The 16,377-nt window shown below is 47.2% G+C and carries 15 protein-coding genes; 12 read left to right on the plus strand and 3 right to left on the minus strand.

The features are described from left to right. Positions 1-4: 4 nt before the first annotated feature. The 9 genes from EBR25_05470 (at position 5) to efp (ending at position 11,906) form a co-directional block, all read left to right on the plus strand. The gene (locus tag EBR25_05470) at positions 5-1,042 is read left to right on the plus strand and encodes an NAD-dependent epimerase/dehydratase family protein (protein NBW40443.1); all 1,038 of its coding nucleotides are present in this window, start codon (positions 5-7) and stop codon (positions 1,040-1,042) included. A 134-nt stretch (positions 1,043-1,176) separates the two neighbouring features. After that, the gene (locus tag EBR25_05475) at positions 1,177-4,113 is read left to right on the plus strand and encodes a 2-oxoglutarate dehydrogenase E1 component (GenBank protein ID NBW40444.1); all 2,937 of its coding nucleotides are present in this window, start codon (positions 1,177-1,179) and stop codon (positions 4,111-4,113) included. A gap of 175 nt (positions 4,114-4,288) precedes the next feature. Further along, a complete protein-coding gene (locus EBR25_05480) occupies positions 4,289-4,942 on the plus strand; it encodes a hypothetical protein (GenBank protein ID NBW40445.1) in 654 nt (217 codons plus the stop codon). Between the two features lie 12 nt (positions 4,943-4,954). Further along, on the plus strand, positions 4,955-6,322 hold the full coding sequence (locus EBR25_05485; GenBank protein NBW40446.1) for a hypothetical protein: 1,368 nt from the start codon (positions 4,955-4,957) through the stop codon (positions 6,320-6,322). After that, complete coding sequence (locus EBR25_05490) at positions 6,255-6,920, plus strand: hypothetical protein (protein NBW40447.1); 666 nt, start codon at positions 6,255-6,257, stop codon at positions 6,918-6,920. Before EBR25_05485 ends, EBR25_05490 begins: the two co-directional genes overlap by 68 nt. A gap of 182 nt (positions 6,921-7,102) precedes the next feature. Beyond that, complete coding sequence (locus EBR25_05495) at positions 7,103-7,933, plus strand: SDR family NAD(P)-dependent oxidoreductase (protein ID NBW40448.1); 831 nt, start codon at positions 7,103-7,105, stop codon at positions 7,931-7,933. Continuing rightward, positions 7,896-9,272 carry an FAD-dependent oxidoreductase gene (locus EBR25_05500; GenBank protein ID NBW40449.1) on the plus strand — a complete coding sequence of 459 codons (1,377 nt, stop codon included), beginning with the start codon at positions 7,896-7,898 and terminating at the stop codon, positions 9,270-9,272. The genes EBR25_05495 and EBR25_05500 overlap by 38 nt, the downstream gene beginning before the upstream one ends. Continuing rightward, a complete protein-coding gene (locus tag EBR25_05505; protein NBW40450.1) occupies positions 9,262-11,229 on the plus strand; it encodes a DUF1365 family protein in 1,968 nt (655 codons plus the stop codon). The genes EBR25_05500 and EBR25_05505 overlap by 11 nt, the downstream gene beginning before the upstream one ends. Positions 11,230-11,345: 116 nt before the next feature. Then, positions 11,346-11,906, plus strand: a complete 561-nt coding sequence (efp, locus tag EBR25_05510) for an elongation factor P (protein ID NBW40451.1) — start codon at positions 11,346-11,348, stop codon at positions 11,904-11,906. A gap of 92 nt (positions 11,907-11,998) precedes the next feature. Here the strand turns inward: efp and EBR25_05515 are convergent, their stop codons facing one another. After that, entirely contained in the window at positions 11,999-12,361 is a 363-nt protein-coding gene (locus tag EBR25_05515; GenBank protein NBW40452.1) for a hypothetical protein, read from the minus strand. Further along, positions 12,358-13,083, minus strand: coding sequence for a sigma-70 family RNA polymerase sigma factor (locus tag EBR25_05520; GenBank protein NBW40453.1), 726 nt, complete (start codon positions 13,081-13,083; stop codon positions 12,358-12,360). Before EBR25_05520 ends, EBR25_05515 begins: the two co-directional genes overlap by 4 nt. Positions 13,084-13,273: 190 nt before the next feature. Between EBR25_05520 and rlmN the strand changes: the two genes are divergently transcribed. Continuing rightward, the gene (gene rlmN, locus EBR25_05525; GenBank protein NBW40454.1) at positions 13,274-14,398 is read left to right on the plus strand and encodes a 23S rRNA (adenine(2503)-C(2))-methyltransferase RlmN; all 1,125 of its coding nucleotides are present in this window, start codon (positions 13,274-13,276) and stop codon (positions 14,396-14,398) included. Between the two features lie 193 nt (positions 14,399-14,591). Continuing rightward, entirely contained in the window at positions 14,592-15,149 is a 558-nt protein-coding gene (locus tag EBR25_05530) for a sigma-70 family RNA polymerase sigma factor (GenBank protein ID NBW40455.1), read from the plus strand. 394 nt (positions 15,150-15,543) lie between these two features. Here EBR25_05530 and EBR25_05535 read toward each other — a convergent pair whose 3' ends face one another. Continuing rightward, the gene (locus EBR25_05535; GenBank protein NBW40456.1) at positions 15,544-16,011 is read right to left on the minus strand and encodes an N-acetyltransferase; all 468 of its coding nucleotides are present in this window, start codon (positions 16,009-16,011) and stop codon (positions 15,544-15,546) included. Between the two features lie 87 nt (positions 16,012-16,098). Here EBR25_05535 and EBR25_05540 point away from each other — a divergent pair. After that, positions 16,099-16,377: proline--tRNA ligase (locus tag EBR25_05540; GenBank protein ID NBW40457.1), on the plus strand; the 279-nt coding region annotated here is incomplete at its 3' end.

A 16,377-nucleotide genomic window follows, 5' to 3' on the forward strand; every position in this document is an offset into this window, starting at 1 on the left:
TACAATGCAAAAATCGAATGGAATTGTGCTGATCACTGGTGCAGCAGGTTTTGTAGGCTCCTATGTGGTGAAAGAGTTCCTCGAAAGCGGACATACTGTTCGAGCATTCGTCCGCAGCTCATCCAACCTAGCGCAACTCGCGAGGGTCTTAGGGGTTGCTGAGGAGGGACTCGCTGATGTTGCGGGGCTATCCTTTGCAGTTGGCGACATAACTGAGTTCAATTCGCTCGATCAGGCGATGGATGGAGTTGCTACTGTCATTCATATAGCCGCGCTTTTTCGTGAAGCGAAGCATGGTGAAGATATGTATCGTCGAGTCAATATCGAGGGAACAAGGAACGTGCTTGAGGCTGCCGAAAGGGCAGGGGTCGCCAAAGTGGTACATTGTAGCACAGTAGGAGTTCATAGCCACATTCCTAACCCTCCAGCAAATGAAGACGAAGAATATCGTCCTGGTGATATCTATCAAGAGACCAAGTGCGAGGGAGAAAAAGTCGCACTCGACTTTTTTCAGAAGTCTCGAGTCAATGGAGTCGTTATCCGCCCAGCCATGATTTGGGGTCCAGGTGATGAGCGAACCTTAAAATTATTCAAGGGAATTTTAAAAGGAAGATTTCCATTTATTGGATGGGGCAAAACCTACTTGCACTGGGTCTCAGTGATAGATTTGGCGAAAGCTTTTCGCTTAGCAGCTGAAACAGAGATTCCATCAGGAGAGGTATTCATTATTGCTGGAAAGGAGTCGATTCTGCTCAAGGATCTTCTGGGCAAAATCGCTATGATGCTGGGACGAACACCCACTCGCTTACGTCTCCCAGCATTACCATTTCAAGTAGCGGGAACGCTCTGTGAACTTTTGTGCCGTCCGCTGGGAATTGAGCCACCTCTGCATCGGCGACGGGTAGATTTTTTTACAAAGACTCGCGCCTTTTCCACCATGAAAGCGGCAGAACTGCTCCAATACGAACCGCGAGGGTCCATTGATGATGAGATAAGAGAGATCATCCAATGGTACGAACAACACGACTGGCAGGTCTGTTAGCACCAGAGGAGCACCACTTTGACAGGTCCCCGCTGAACCCTTCTCTCTGAAATAGCCTGGTTCGCTCAGATATTTCTTGTTTCAGGGGTATAGGAAGCGAGACTGGATTCTGATATTCTGAGTTTTCACGAGTAATGAGGAGAAGAAGCACTGTGTCTTGTATACCATCTCAGCCGATTTCAGGCTCGTCCGAAGAAGAAGGTTCTGAACAAGAGAAAAATATTCCTTGGTTTTGTGATATCGGCCCCAATGATGCGTATGTCCAGGAGATGTTTCGTCTTTACCAACAGGATCCTGCTCTCGTTGGCGAAGTTTGGACTCATTATTTTGAAGATCTCGCTCGTACACATGCCGTTCAAGGAGATGAACAGCAGAATCAAAATTCTCACTCCCATACGAGCTCGAACGAGGGGTCAAGTGCCTCTGCTTCAGAGCCCGCTCCCTTTAACCAGGTAAACGGTTACTACACCGCTCCATCGGGATCACCAGCGGCTCAGGAGCGCGTCTATCGCATGATCAGTGCTTTCAGAGGCAGGGGACACTTTAAGGCAAAGATTAATCCACTCACCCAAGGAGTACTGCACCTTCCAGAGGTCGAGGACGTGAACGTAGATTTTTATCAGTTTAGCCCGGAACAACTCTCAGAGCGATTTTTTTGCTCTGGATTAGCGCTCCGTGAGCAAATGACCTTACAAGAGATTATCGATAAGCTGGACGAATCCTATTGTGGCTCGATTGGATTTGAGTTCACGCACCTCCTCGATCAAGACGAAAGACTTTGGCTTCAAGAACGAATAGAAAATCGATTTGAGAGAGGATATCGCCTCACCAGGGCCCAGCGAGTACAGCGATTAAAAAAAGTTATTGAGGCGGAAGCATTCGAATCAGAACTCCATAAAAAATACGTCGGGCACAAGCGATTTTCGCTCCAGGGAACGGAAACCTTAATCCCCATGCTTGACAACTTACTTGAAGAAGCAGCTTCCGGTGGAGTACAGAAAATTGTCATCGGTATGCCTCATAGAGGTCGCCTGAACGTGCTTGTCAATATCGTTGGAAAACCACTCGAGGAAGTGTTCTCCGAATTTGAAGATCAAAGCGTTCAAACAGCGCTCGGGTCTGGTGATGTGAAGTACCATATGGGATTTGAATCAACCCATACAGACATCAATGGGCGGGAAATTCAATTACAGCTAGCACCGAACCCGTCTCACCTTGAGTTTGTAAATCCAGTCGTGGAGGGAATTGTACGCGCAGCTCAGGATAATGAGCATAATCGCAACAGAAAGGCTGTTCTGCCAGTTCTCATGCATGGGGATGCCGCGTTTGCTGGTCAGGGTGTCGTATTCGAGACCTTGAACATGTCCCTTGTGAGGGGCTATCGCGTTGGTGGAACCGTCCACATTGTAGTGAATAATCAGATTGGTTTCACTACGGATCCGGAAGATTCACGTTCTTCGGTCTACTGCACTGATATGGGTAAAGCAGTGCAAGCCCCTGTATTTCATGTGAACTGTGAGGACGTCGAAGCTTCATGTTGGGCGATTAAGACGGCGCTTGATTTTCGAAATGAATATGGACGCGACGTGATCATAGATCTGTATGGTTACCGAAAATACGGCCATAATGAAGGAGATGATCCGAGCTTCACTCAGCCAGTCTCCTACAAAGAAATCACAAAAAAAACGAATATAGCAGAGATCTATACCAACGAACTCATCAATGAAGGGACCGTAACTCGCGAAGAAGCAGATGCTCTCCTGAAGGAGTTTAAGGATAAATTCTCTTCAGCCAACATTGAGCCACGGATGGAGGCAATTGGCGATGCGCCAGCAGAGAGTCCTGCTGATTTCCAGACCGAGCCTCAGACTCGCGTTTCAATGGATACACTTGAAATGGTTGCTACCTCGTTGATTGATTATCCAGAATCCTTCGTTCCGCATCCCAAATTAACGCGAATTCTGGAGAAGCGAGTGGCGAGTCTCCAAGAGGCTGGTGGAATTGATTGGGGTTTTGCAGAAGCGCTCGCATTTGGAGCCTTGCAACTGGACGGAGTCAGCGTTCGACTCAGTGGTCAAGACAGTGGCCGAGGCACTTTTAGCCAGAGGCACCTTGCTCTCAATCATCACGAAAGGCAGGAACGATTTTTCCCGTTGCAACGGCTACAGGAGACTCAGGGTGGTGCTCCAAACGTTGGAGGATTTGAAGTTGTCAATAGCACCCTATCAGAAGCAGGGGTGCTCGGCTTTGAGTTTGGGTATTCAACGATCGCGAGAAAACATCTTGTTCTGTGGGAAGCTCAGTTCGGTGATTTTGCGAATGGTGCACAGGTGCATATTGACCAGTTCCTCGTGAGCTCAGAATCAAAATGGGGTCAACGCTCTGGTCTTGTCTTGTTGTTACCGCATGGATATGAGGGACAAGGACCTGAGCACTCCAGCGCCCGCCTGGAACGCTTCCTTCAACTGTGCGCTGAAGAGAATATAACCGTTGCTTACCCGAGTTCAGGTGCTCAGCACTTCCATCTTCTTCGAAGACAGGGGCTCACAGAGAGCAAGCGCCCATTAGTCATCATGACTCCCAAAAGTTTACTCCGCTTGCCTGAGGCAGGCTCATCGGTTGAGCAGCTGACCGATGGAGCCTTTCAACCGATCATCAGTGAAAAAATTGGAGACCCTCAAAGCTCGTCTCGGTGTGCGGTCCTTCTTTCCGGAAAAATCTATTACGACGTGCGGAAAAAGTTAGAGCAGATGTCCTCAGAGATGAAAGATAAGACCTTTACCCTCTGTCGTATAGAACAGCTCTACCCATTTCCGAGACAAGAGCTCCAGTCCATTATTGAAAAGGATGACATTCATAATTGCTTCTGGGTTCAAGAGGAGCCTGAGAACATGGGGGCTTGGAGATTTGTTAACAACAACTTTCAGCAGTCACTCGGCGTAGACCTTCATTTCATCGGTCGTTCCGCCTCTGCGAGCACAGCCACTGGGTCAGCGAAGCGCCATGCTCTCGAACAGGCAAATATTGTTCAACACGTAGTAGATAGTGTGGTCAACGCAGACGGAGACTAGAACTTGCTCGCTGGGACTTCAGGACTAGCAAGCATTCGTCACTGAAAGCCATAACTCTCTGAAAGTATTATAGTGCTCGTGAATGCTGGCGACCGTTTAACCTTCGGATTTTATTCGCTTTCCTCGAATGAAAGGAGAGGGTACGCTAAGTACTCAGGGTTAAGAGGAAGTTTACGTGAAAGAGAGCAATGAGCAAGTAGAAGCTCTTCTGAGTGAAGTATACTCGCTACCTTCGGTTGTAAGAGCGAAAGAATATCTCTGTCGCAGTCCGATTTCCGAACTTCCCTATCACAACGAAAACCATACGCTCGATGTTGTTCGAGAGGCTGTTCTCTTTGCTCTTACCGAGGAAGTTGAAAAAGAGGATATTCTCATTCTTTCTATTGCCGCAGCTTGGCACGATGTCGGCTTCAGTATCTCCGCGATTGAGCATGAAGAACATAGTGCGAGACTCTTCAATGAAGATTTCGATAAGGCACAATGGAAAGAGATTAGGGGCTCTTCGAGAGAATACATCACACAGATGATACATGATACGAAGGTCCAGTTTTTGCCGATGGGAAGTGGTTCTCAACAGTTCGCTCGAACAGATCTGTCGCGATATTTACTAGATGCCGACTTGAGTAATCTTGGACGTGAAGACTTCTTTGAGTCATTTGCAGCCCTCTTACAAGAGACAGGTGCTGAAGAATACACCTTTTCAGTCGCAACCCTTGGTCTCATCTCTCGACACCGCTGGCATACAGAGGCAGCCGAATTACTTCGCCTGGAGCAGGAGATGCGTAATGCTCGAGAGCTCGTTGTCCGCATCAAGAGCCTTCGTCTCTAAAAGTTTTATCTTATGTTGACCCGTTTCAATCAGGACCATGAGCAGCCCATGGAACTTTCGAGGGCGAACACGCTCTGGGTTACCTTTTTGTACTGCCTTCCCGCAATTCCGCTTTCAGCGATGGGAATCATTTTCTTTGTGCACTTGCCAAAGTTTCATTCCGAAAGTCTGGCGATAGGACTACCAGTGATATCTCTCACCCTCTTGATGAGTCGATTCTGGGACGCGCTGACAGATCCGCTGATTGGATACCTCAGTGATCGAATCCAGGCCCCGGTCATGAGAAGACCTGTCTGGCTCTTCCTTGGGTCTCTCTTAGGAGGAGGCGCTTTCCTCTGGCTGTGCTCTGAAACCTCGATGCTTCTTTTTGGAACTGGTTTTTATCAGTATTTGCTCCTGCTCCTTATTTTCTTTTCCTGTTACACCAGTGCCATGATCCCCTATGAATCATGGGCGCTTGAGATATTTCCTCACGAAAAGGATCGGACTCGGCTCGTCATGTTACGAGAAGGTGCAGCTCTTATCGGTACTATTGTTGCGGGGGCAGTGCCAGTTTTTCTCGCAATAGAGGGAAGGACACAGAGCGACGTTTTTCATCTTAGCGGTGTGATAACAGTCTCTTTGCTTGTATTATTTTCGGCAGCCGCATTTTATTTTGTTCCTGCACCCCAAACGATTAACTCACCCTCGCTCCCAAAGGGATTAGGCGGTGCACTACGGGCTACTCTTGAAAACAAAAACTTCCGTTTACTCTTGGCTGCCTTCTGCTTAACCACTATTGCAGCGCAAATTCCAGCCGCCCTGATACTGTTTTTCGTCGAAGATGTGCTCCTCTTGAGCAACCCCTCCACCTATGTCCTCTATTACTTTGTGGGTGCTGCTCTGGGGTTTCCACTATGGCTCTCGGCTATTCGGAGAGTGAACAAACCGCTCCTGTGGGCTTTCGGCATATTCATCAACACAGGCTGCTTCTTGTTTGTGTTTTTCATTGATGCAGGTGATGTGGTGAGCTTCTCTCTTAGTGTTATTGGGTCTGGCATAGGACTCGGTGGCGTGCTGGCTGTACCTGCTGCAATTCAGGCAGATTTAATTCATGAAGATACCGAGACGACAGGACAACGGAGAGAGGGGAGTTTCGTTGGAGTTTGGGCAATCGTTCGAAAAATGGCAGCCGCACTCGGTGTCGCGGGGGTCCTTTGGATTCTTAGCACTCAAGGATATGTACCAGCGAATGGAGGTGAAAGAGATCTGCTTTCGAGCGATCTCACGGTTCTCATGCGCTACCTCTACTGCATTCTTCCGTGTATACTGAATGTTGCGGCCCTACCATTCATCTTTCCGCTTAAACGTAATTTTTATGATCAACTCAGAACCAAATAAAGGTTTCATACTGAAACGAATTCATTATCTCGTATCTCTATTCTTGATAGTGTGCTTCATCCATACCTCAGTAAGCGCAGAAGAAGAGACGCACGTGAAATGTCTCTCACAAGCATGCTTCTCGCTGAGCAAACGATCTTCCCAGGGCGAGGAGCTCTCCATCGTGGGTGGAAGCAGATATCGATTTTGGGGGTTTTCTGTTTATACGGTTGCTCTGTATCTTAAAAAGGAAGGGAAGCCAAAAGAATGGTGGAATGAGGCTCTCGCCTTTGAGCTTTACTATCACCGCTCACTAAAAGCCTCTGATTTCACCAAGACGGCGAGAAAGCTTATGGCAGAGAATCCTGCCTATGGTGAACAGGTGTCGAGCGATGTCTTTCAGGAATTTGCTTCCTATATAGCATCCGTCAGCGAAGGAGACCGCTACACCCTTCTCTATTCACCGGATGGAACCCTTGAACTCTTGTTCAACGGAACCTCTCGTGGGAAAGTGATAGATAAGAGCTTTGCACAGGCGTATATCGGCATGTGGCTTGGAGAATATGCGGTCAAGGAAAGCAATAGGGATCAGATACTCGCTGGCAAATTTGAAGGCTAAGGACCCCCGACGAATCAATGACTATGCCCCCCCTACAGGTGCTGCCTCCTACAGGTCGATCAATCTCTCAAATACCGAATCAATAGGATTGTACCGCATGACACACAGGCCTCGAAGAGGCGCATCAACGCTCTTTTCACCCGCATGTTTTTTGTGACAAAATCGTGGTTTGAACGGAAGGAATACGCTCTGTGAATAATCATTCGACCGAAGTCATTTGGATAACTGGAGCCAGCAGTGGCATCGGAGAGGCCCTGGTGAAACGGTTTGCTCGACGCAATATTTCAGTGGCAATCACGGCGCGTAACGAAGAGAAACTTCGAGCACTGGCACTTTGGTGTCAAAACGAGAATCAGGATCAAGAAGCTCGCGCTGACATCCGTATCTTTCCGTGCGATGTTACCGAACCCCTGGCAAATGAAAGAATTGCAAAGCAAATTAAGGAAGAGTTCGGAAATCCAATAACAATTTTCATTCCTTGTGCTGGTACGTATAGGACATCTGACAGTCATCAGTCGTTCAGTGCTCGCGAACACCGGGAGATAATGGAGCTGAACTATTTTTCTTTACTCGATGGAATTCAAGCAGTGCTTCCCGACATGCTACGAACACAACGTGGGCAAATTATTGGAGTGGCGAGTCTTGTTGGATATTTTGGTCTTCCCAGAGCCCTTGGATACTCAGCATCAAAGGCGGCTATCATCAACGCACTGCAAAGCCTTCGCTTTGAGCTAAGAGGGACAGGGGTTCAGGTGAAGGTCATTAATCCAGGATTTGTAAAAACTCCTCTTACTGATAAAAACGATTTTCCAATGCCATTTCTCGTTTCTGCGGAAGAGGCAGCAATACGTATCGAAGAGAGTCTCATGAACTCAAGGTTTGAGACTCATTTCCCACGTAAACTTTCACTCCTATTCAAAATCTTTCGTATTTTACCTCAGCCTCTCTTTGAGTTTCTCATTTCGCGTCTCGTGTATGGGTCTCATGGAAATGCTAATCAGAAGGAGCAATGAATTGACACAGAAGCGTATCGCCGTCATTGGCTCTGGAATCGCTGGGATTTCAGCTGCTTGGTACCTCCGGCAAGAATACCATGTCACTCTCTTTGAGAAACGAAGTCGTCTTGGAGGACATACCCATACAATAGTAGTGCAAGATTCACGCTCTGGAGCAACTCCAGTTGATACGGGGTTCATCGTGTGCAACGACAGAACCTATCCGTATTTTCATCGTTTCCTCGAAGAGCTCTCCGTTCCAGTCAGAGGCGCAGATATGTCCTTTGGCTACTATGATGAGAGCACCGGATTTAGCTATGGTGCCACTAGCCTACAAGGCCTAGTCCCGTCTCTCAGACACCTCTTCAATCGGCAATATATGGGAATGTGGCGAGCACTCCCTAAATTCAACAGAAACGCATTGAGAGATTTAGAAGAGGGGCATCTGAAAGGACTCACTCTTCGAGAGTATTTAAAAGAACGGAAAGTACCAAAAAGCTTTATCGAGTTATTTCTTGTGCCGATGGGAGCTGCAATCTGGTCTAGTGGAGATGATGTCTTACTGGATACTCCCGCAGAAACTTTTCTCGCATTCTTTAAAAACCACGGACTACTCACAATACTTGACCGCCCCCAGTGGCAGACCGTTGTTGGTGGAAGTCATTCATATCTTAAAGCGTTTACAAGTCAGTTTCATGGTGACATCAGGCTTTCCACGGGCGTTCGCTCAGTCAGAAGGACTGCCGATGGTGTGCTCATTGCTAGTGAACAAGGTGAGCAACAGGAGCGATTTGATGCAGTAGTTTTTGCGTGCCATGCAGACCAGATACTCCCCATGCTCTTGGATGCGAGCGCACAAGAGAACGCGCTCTTTTCGCCTTGGAGGTATCACTCTAACGCAACGATTCTGCACACTGATGTGAGTTATCTTCCTCCAAATAAAAGAACCTGGGCATCTTGGAACTATAGACGGGAGTGCGGAGAACGCGGCTCCGAGCCTCTCTCTGTGACCTATCATATGAATCGGCTTCAAGGGCTTGATTCTGCCAAGGAGTACTGTGTAACACTCAATCCGCGTAAAGAAATCTCGACTCAAGAGATAATCAAAGAACTGCATTACATGCATCCGATGTATACGCTCGATAGTGTTGCTACTCAGCAAGAGATCTATCAGCACAGTGGCTCGAACCGCACCTTTTATGTTGGAAGTTATCTGGGGTGGGGGTTTCATGAAGATGCAATCCGCTCTTCATATCAAACCGTAACGCGTCTTCTGGGAACATCTGGACAAGATTACTTTCGCCGAGCCCAAGCAGAGGCTGTATCTGTTTTTCAGGAGTCTCCGAATGCTTTCTAAAGAAATCCTCGGGGAGGTATTCCATGAGCGATTTTCTCCCCTAAAACATGGCTTTCGATATTCAGCTCGCTATTTGCAGCTTGCATTAGAAGAACTCCCAGAACTCAATAAGACTTTATCGGGATTTGGCTACAATCGATTCTCACTTGTCTCAGTTTGGGATAAGGATTATCTCGGGAACGAATCGGGCTCAATCATGGAGAAGCTCCAGAAAAAGGTGAAAGAGAAATTTCCAGATGTAGCTGTCAGCAAGGCCATTCTCGTAACAGCACCGCGATATCTTGGATATGTATTCAATCCCGTCAGTTTCTTCTGGTGCTATGATAGTACGGGACGGTTTGTGGCGTTTGTTGCTGATGTGAATAATACCTATGGTGATGGGCACTCCTATGTTTGCTCCCCGAAAGTCTCAGACAAGCGGGGGTTTGAGTTCACTGACCGCCAAAAAAAGACTTTTCATGTATCGCCATTCTTTGACAGAAGTGGTGATTATGAGTTCCATTTTGAAGACATCATTCAAGCGTTTGCTGTTCGTATTTCGATTATGCGGGGGGATCACCGCGATTTTGTAGGAGAGACAATCGGAGTATCAAGACCTCTTCTCTCTTTCGGATTGGGAGTTTCTTTTGTAAAACAGATAGGGCTTGGGGTTTTAACGATGCCCCGCATTTTATGGCAGGCAGCAAGATTACGCTATCAACGGAGATTACAAGTGTACGCAAGACCTATTCCTGATGTAAGAGATACGCACACGGTAAGGGGTCCCACTTGGCTTGAGCGAATCTGTATGCACATCGTCTTTCAAGCGCTCAGTAAGCTTCAAGGCGGCCGTATCTCTTTTCACCTCCCAGATGGCTCAAAAAAGGTATTTGGCTCTCTCGGGGAGGGGGAGACTCTCATTCCAGAGATATACGTAAGGCACTATGCATTCTTCTCACGCATTGTGCTGGGAAGCGAGGTGGCCGCTGGTGAGTCATATGTAGAGGGAGAATGGGACACACCTGATCTCGTTTCGTTATTATCTCTTTTTGCCATCAATAAGGAGCAATTCACTTTTCGTCGTAAGTGGCTCAGCGCCCTTTATCGTTACTTCGATCGCTTCGCTCACCTGATGAGAGGGAACTCAAAGAGCGGCAGCAGAAAAAACATTTCAGCTCATTATGACCTCAGCAATGAAATGTTCTCCGTATTCCTCGATGAGTCCATGACGTACTCATGCGGTATTTTTGAGCCCGAGAATAGCTCCCTCGATGATGCACAACAAAAAAAACTCTCCGAAATTCTTCGACTCAGTGAAGCAACTCAAGGGGATCATATCTTAGAGATAGGGTGTGGCTGGGGTGGCCTCGCAATCAAAGCAGCGCTTGAATACGGATGCAAAGTTACCTGTCTTACGCTCTCAGCTCAGCAAAAGGAGTGGGCAGAGCAAAGGGTACGAGAAGCGGGAGTGGACCATTTAGTCTCCATTCGTCTGGAAGATTACCGTGATGTGCAAGGTGAGTATGACCGAATTATCTCTATCGAGATGATTGAGGCTGTCGGAGAAGAATATCTCTCAGAATACTTTCGTGCCTGTGAGCGCCTATTAAAACCAGGAGGAAAAGCTGTCATTCAGGCAATCACGCTTCGTGATGAGCGTATGAGTCTTTACCGGAAAGGGTGTGACTGGATTCAAAAGCACATCTTTCCTGGATGCTTCGTGCCTTCGCGCGAATTACTCATGAAAAATGTTCGCGAAAATACGAAACTGCAATGGATTTCTGAAAGAGCAATTGGCCCTCATTATGCGAAGACGCTGGCTATATGGGCAGAGCGTTTCAATGGGAGTCGCTCTGCCATTGAAACGCTGGGATTTACCCAGCAGTTCATCCGCAAATGGCTCTACTACTTTGGATACTGCGAAGCTGGTTTTGCTACTGGAGAACTCAATACCTATCAAATAGTTCTTGAGAAATGAGTTTTTCTGAGGTTCTAGCTATTTGGTAATTCCCTGTTTCGTGGGATACTTGCATTGCCAACTCGTATACTGGCGAGAACAGACAATAAATTATTTTTAGAGTTGATGAGGAAAGAATGAAAGGCATTGAAATACGAAAAGGGGTGGTGATTCTTCATAATGGAGCACCTCACAAAGTTATGGAATTTCATCACCACACGCCCCCGAAAACGAAGGCGATGGTACAGACAAAGCTTCGAAACCTTCTGACCGGGACACAAACTGAAGTGCGATTCAGCTCAACGGAAGATGTAACAGAGGCGGATGTATTCACTGTTGGCGCTACGTATCTCTACTCTGATACCAGTGGATTTCACTTTATGAATGGCGATACCTATGAACAGGTTACTTTTGATGAAGAGACCCTTGGAGATGCCCGCTATTACCTCCAGGATGGAATGGCTGTTCAAATAACGCTCTATGAGGAGCAACCCATTGGAATTCAATTGCCAACAACGGTAATTCTTACAGTGGTAGAAACAGAACCTGCAATCAAGGGCGCCACTGCCACTAACTCTCCGAAGCCAGCAAAAACCGATACGGGACTGACGGTGAGCGTACCTCCGTTCGTAACAGAGGGAGAGAGAATAGTGATCAATACCTCTGAAGGAACGTATGTGAGCCGGGCTGACTCGTAACCGGTAGGAGACGCTTCCGAGAGGAATCGTAGCATAGAAGGGGAGCTGCTCTAGATAGTCGTCACGGAAGAAACCTGGCGAACTGAACCCCTCTACTGATTCTCATGGAGGTGCTTACGAATCCTTTCCTGAGCCTCAGGGGTGAGTTGGTGCGCAGGATTATTGCCACTTTGCAACGACTCCTCTGCTAGCGCCTGCCCAGCTCTGTGGATAGTACGCAGTTGGCGATCAAACCGCCGACACACCATGCAGATGACATGATGGAACCAGTAACAGAAGGCTTCAAAAAAAGACAACGGCTCATCTAACCGCTTGGATGACAACCGCGAGTATTCACGACATGAGATAAGAGTCGTAGCACAGAAGGGCACGCACGAAGCATTGTTGCATGTGCTGCCATGTCCACCGTCAATTTCGGCTCTCTCTTCTGGCTTTGGTTCTTCAGACGAACTCACGAATCTTCTCCTTCTTCACTGGGTACTCCAAGGGCTGGAGTTGCCCAGTTCTTTTCAAGACACTCTCTCAAATTCATCCTACAACGATGAAGGAGTACCCACAGGTTAGACGGCGTAATATCGAGAATCTTACAAACTTCCTCTGATGACGTATTTTCAAAGGTCTTTAACATGAATGCTCTACGGGCCTTCCGAGGGACTTTCCGAAGACATCCTTCAAAGGTCTGCATAAACTCCCGACGTTCCAGAATTTGATTCGGATCACTCGCCCAATTCGGGAGAATTCGATTCCAAATCCCGAACCGATTAAAGTGCCGGTCTAGAACCTCCGAATCATCTTCAAGAACCTCTTTTCGCTCCTTGCGAGAAGCCCGTCGCAAATAGTCGATGATTTTATTTTTCATTATTCCAACTAACCACGTCTTGAGAGTAGAACGTCCCTCAAAATTTGAGCGGCCTCTGTAAGCAGCGAGCAATGTTTCTTGAACAAGATCCTCGGCAACTTCACGAGAGTTGATTCGCATAAACGCATACCGGTACAGATAATCTCCATACTCCTCAAGCCAGAGTTCTGGAGAACCGAGATCGTGAACGGAATCTCCTTGGCCAGCTTCATCGTTGGCACCTGAGCCCTGAGACCCAGAGCCCTGAGACCAGGTTGACGGATCCGTAGCTGGTTCTTGCTCCGCTGCTACTGCGTCTCGACTTCCTCGTTTCGTCACGTTCTTACCGCTCCCGTTCCCGTCCAACTCTCCACACCTCAGTAGTGCTAAGTGACGTAAAAATCTTACATTTTCAGCCGATTGACCCCCGAACTCTCGACCACATCAACCTCATTGCCTCTCTGTAGCTATCTTAACTCATAGGATTATTATACACTTAGATGCTTGATGACACCCCCAGAGACATACCATGAGTGACTTCTTTTCTTACACAAGAGCTGAGTTAGAGGACTTTCTCACCTCCACACTATCACTCCCACGTTATCGAGCAGATCAGCTATTTCAATGGATTTATCAAAAACGAGTATTTAATCCTGAGCAGTGGACGAATATCGGTAAGCATGATCGGGCTCGGCTAGCAGATGCCTTCACCTTTCCTCGATTAGAGCCGAAATATCGTGCGCTGTCATCTGATGGAACACGGAAATACCTGTTCTCGGTTGGAAGTGAGGATGAGGTTGAATCAGTGATGATAAAACAACCTGCACGGATGACTCTCTGCGTATCCTCGCAGGTCGGCTGTGCCCTGGGATGTAAATTTTGTCAGACCGGAACCATGGGGCTCAAGCGCCACTTATCACAGAGTGAGATTCTCTCTCAGGTTATGGGGGTTGTGGTAGATTCGACTCAAAACTTTCAGGATATGTTTTCGAATATGGTTTTCATGGGAATGGGAGAGCCGTTCCACAACTATGACGGTGTTACAAGAGCTATTAGTATTTTAAATGATGTTCACGGGCTCGCTCTGCCAAGTCGTAAAATTACGGTGTCTACTGCTGGACTTGTTCCAGCCATAAAGCGGTTCTTCGAGGAGGGAGTTGGGGCCAATCTCGCGATATCGCTCAATGCCACTACTAACAAAGTTCGTGATGAGATTATGCCCATCAATCAACGCTATCCACTGGAAGAGCTCTTAGGCACCCTCCGTAGCATTGATGTTCCACCGAGAAAGCGTATTACGATGGAGTATGTAATGCTGCGTGGAATAAACGATACCGAAGAAGACCTGAATAGACTCCCGTCCTTGCTAAAAGGCATTCCGTGCAAGATAAACCTCATTCCCTACAACTTTAACACGGGCCTTGGATTTGATGCTCCAACTGAAACGACTTTACACCGCTGGCAGAAAGCACTGATGAGGCACAACTTCGTTGTGACGATTCGTTGGTCGAAAGGACGCGACATTGATGCGGCATGTGGGCAGCTCGTGACGAAAAGCCGTAGGGAAAAGCGGCAGCACAAAGTTGACGCTCCCCCTTCAGTTCAGGGAAAAGCACCTGAAAGCAGTAGCCTCTCGGTTCTTAACTCGCGATAGTGCAGCCATATCTCCGAATTCCTTTCTGAATCCTCGAGTCGCCCACCTTAGTTCCTACAGAGAAGTCAGAAAATATCGAAAAATACCAATATTATTAGCGAGATACTCATCTGAATTCATATCAGGAAACTCTTTTCGCTAAGTGGTGATTAACTCCTGTACGTGGTCACGTGCGTACTTGGGGGGATGTTTCATGAATACAGTACCTGAAATGGATGACGAGTATAGTAATGAATATGAGCAATACCTTTTAATCGTAAAGCGGTACGCACAGAAGTTCTCTTCCCGCTCCTCGCACCCAGAAGAGCTCAGAGAAGAGCTTTTCTCGATAGGGACCCTTGCCTTTTTAGAAGCCTTTGAGCGGTACAAATCTTTCACAGAAATTCATCGAATCAGAGCTTTATCACTGAGAATAAGAGGAGAGATGATTGATTATCTCGCTAAATCAAAAAGACAGCGAGAACGCTTTATTAGTACAGAGTCCAAAGAGTCTGCTTCAAGGAGAACCGGTCCAGAATATCGTCATATCCTTTCTGACATTCGTTCGAAATTAGAAGCTGGATTTCAAAATCTCACCTATGAAGAGCGCTTGATTCTTCAGAACTTTCTAACCGGTAAAGAAAAATACCGGGTGAGAGAGATCTCGCCGTCAAGTAGAACAAAGATAAAGCAAAGAGCCTTTAAGAAACTCCGGAAGCATCTTTCTTTTAAGTACGAGAAAACTGAACTATTCAGCATACTGGCTGAGTAGCGGCTCCTCCCACGGCATCCTCACTATCGCCTCAGGGACGTAGGGTGAATCCCCTACAAAAAAAGAAGCTGCTACCTGATTACTGGGGATATTCTCAATGAACTCATCACTATTACCCCGAGGGGCTTTAATAAGTAATAAGGAGGTGCATGTGGTTTGAAAGGATAGTGTAGGCGTATATCTCTATCCCGAGGAGCTCTTGGTAGCGAGCCATGATGCCTCCTATGAGCTTTGTATTCTTAGCAGTAGGCATACAGCTCGTACCGTGCGGGTGGTAATGAGGCGGTAAAGAGACGGGTCTTTGGTTCGTAGTGGATTTCCCATGACAGAGTGTTAATCGGAGGGGGTCCTCTGATAGTTCGTGAGTATGAGAAAAAAAGATGGTGGTACTTGATTACTGGGGGACACGAAAGATCTCTTTTTGTGCTAGGGCGAGTCTGACGAGATGACGCGCTGCTTCGGTGGCATAACCATTTCCCCAGAAACGTTTGGCGATCACGTAGCCAATTGTTACGGAATGGTCCTCTGGAACGAGTGAAATCGCTCCTAGGAGCATAGAGTCAGAGCTCCTTACTATGAAATATTCGAAGCACTCGTTCCTGTCCCATTGGTTGAGCATCTCTGCCAAATATTCCCTCGTATCTTCTCTAGTAGTCGGAGATGGCCATGCGACATAGGTGGTAACGTCTGGATCTGAGGCATAGTCAAACACAAAGTCTGTCTCACTCAATACAATCTTTCGAAGAATTAGCCGTTCTGTTGTGAGTCGTGTTGGATACATCGTATTACTGGCACGAAAGTCTCTAAGTGGTGAGTAGTTCGCATTCAAGCGAAGTACAAAATAGCATGAAATCACCCTCATCAGAAGCAAGCAATCATTTTATAATTGCAGTCCTAATTTTTTACTGTCAGTATCTCAAGTTTCACTTGCCGAGGAGGCTAGACTGATATGCGCCAATCGAGACACATTGGGAGGACTTCGAGGGATGTCCCCCGAGACGCTCGCACAGCCTCACACCAACTCATGTTGCGTGCTGGCTACATGAAACAGATTTCAGCAGGTGTCTACTGTTACCTTCCGTTACTTCATCGAACCCTTATGAAAATCTCGAATATAGTTCGAGAGGAGATGGATGCGGCTGGTGCACAAGAACTTCTCATGACAGCACTACAACCGAAGGAGCTTTGGGAGGAGTCGAAGCGATGGGAACGATACTCAGATATTGAT

It is taken from the genome of bacterium, assembly GCA_009926305.1.
Lineage (GTDB): Bacteria > Bdellovibrionota_C > UBA2361 > UBA2361 > RFPC01 > RFPC01.

What these genes read in the sequence shown, in the direction of transcription:
- EBR25_05470 (NBW40443.1), top strand. Translation starts at nt 5, where the DNA reads ATGCAAAAATCGAATGGAATTGTGCTGATCACTGGTGCAGCAGGTTTT.
- EBR25_05475 (NBW40444.1), top strand. Translation starts at nt 1,177, where the DNA reads ATGAGGAGAAGAAGCACTGTGTCTTGTATACCATCTCAGCCGATTTCA.
- EBR25_05485 (NBW40446.1), top strand. Translation starts at nt 4,955, where the DNA reads ATGTTGACCCGTTTCAATCAGGACCATGAGCAGCCCATGGAACTTTCG.
- EBR25_05490 (NBW40447.1), top strand. Translation starts at nt 6,255, where the DNA reads ATGTTGCGGCCCTACCATTCATCTTTCCGCTTAAACGTAATTTTTATG.
- EBR25_05500 (NBW40449.1), top strand. Translation starts at nt 7,896, where the DNA reads ATGGGTCTCATGGAAATGCTAATCAGAAGGAGCAATGAATTGACACAG.
- EBR25_05505 (NBW40450.1), top strand. Translation starts at nt 9,262, where the DNA reads ATGCTTTCTAAAGAAATCCTCGGGGAGGTATTCCATGAGCGATTTTCT.
- efp (NBW40451.1), top strand. Translation starts at nt 11,346, where the DNA reads ATGAAAGGCATTGAAATACGAAAAGGGGTGGTGATTCTTCATAATGGA.
- rlmN (NBW40454.1), top strand. Translation starts at nt 13,274, where the DNA reads ATGAGTGACTTCTTTTCTTACACAAGAGCTGAGTTAGAGGACTTTCTC.
- EBR25_05530 (NBW40455.1), top strand. Translation starts at nt 14,592, where the DNA reads ATGAATACAGTACCTGAAATGGATGACGAGTATAGTAATGAATATGAG.
- EBR25_05535 (NBW40456.1), bottom strand. Translation starts at nt 16,011, where the DNA reads ATGAGGGTGATTTCATGCTATTTTGTACTTCGCTTGAATGCGAACTAC.